This window comes from Methylobacterium sp. WL18, from assembly GCF_008040015.1.
Lineage (GTDB): Bacteria > Pseudomonadota > Alphaproteobacteria > Rhizobiales > Beijerinckiaceae > Methylobacterium > Methylobacterium mesophilicum.
Genome location: NZ_VRVD01001342.1, coordinates 1 through 441 on the forward strand (window position 1 = coordinate 1; position 441 = coordinate 441).

The following is a 441-nucleotide window of genomic DNA, read 5'->3' on the forward strand; positions in this document are numbered from 1 at the left end:
CCGGGCCGTCGATGTCGAGGAGGGCGACGCGCCACCCGTCCGCGAGGAACCGGCTCGCGGCAGCAAGTCCGATGCCGCGGGCCGCCCCCGTCACCAGCGCGGTCCGGTCGTGGGTGTCGCTCATAGCGTCATATCCGTCGGCGAGGGCCGCGCGTCGGCGGCGGGGGATCGTTCCGGCAGCGGCGCCTCGCTCATGGTGCGCGACAGCGGCACCACTCGAAACAGCTCCCACAGATCCATACGATGCGGGACTTGAATTTCCAGTCCTTCCGTCGGCAGCGCGGCACCGACCGCGAAGCCCTCTGCGCGCGGCAAACGGACGCCTCGGCACCTTCGGGGCCTGCATCCGCGTGACTGCGATTCGCAACGCGGCTAGCACGGTGATGGCGGGACCGTGCCGACGCGGTCCGGTCGTGCGCCGAGGCCCCCCGTCCCGGCGGC

At 72.6% G+C, this 441-nt stretch carries 2 protein-coding genes; both read right to left on the reverse strand.

The annotated features are described in order from the left end of the window. The coding region (locus FV228_RS32650) for an SDR family NAD(P)-dependent oxidoreductase (protein ID WP_147858044.1) at positions 1–124 on the reverse strand (124 nt) is incomplete at its 3' end. Then, positions 121–315, reverse strand: coding sequence for a hypothetical protein (locus tag FV228_RS32655; RefSeq protein WP_147858045.1), 195 nt, complete (start codon positions 313–315; stop codon positions 121–123). The genes FV228_RS32650 and FV228_RS32655, both read right to left, overlap by 4 nt. Between the last annotated feature and the right edge of the window lie 126 nt (positions 316–441).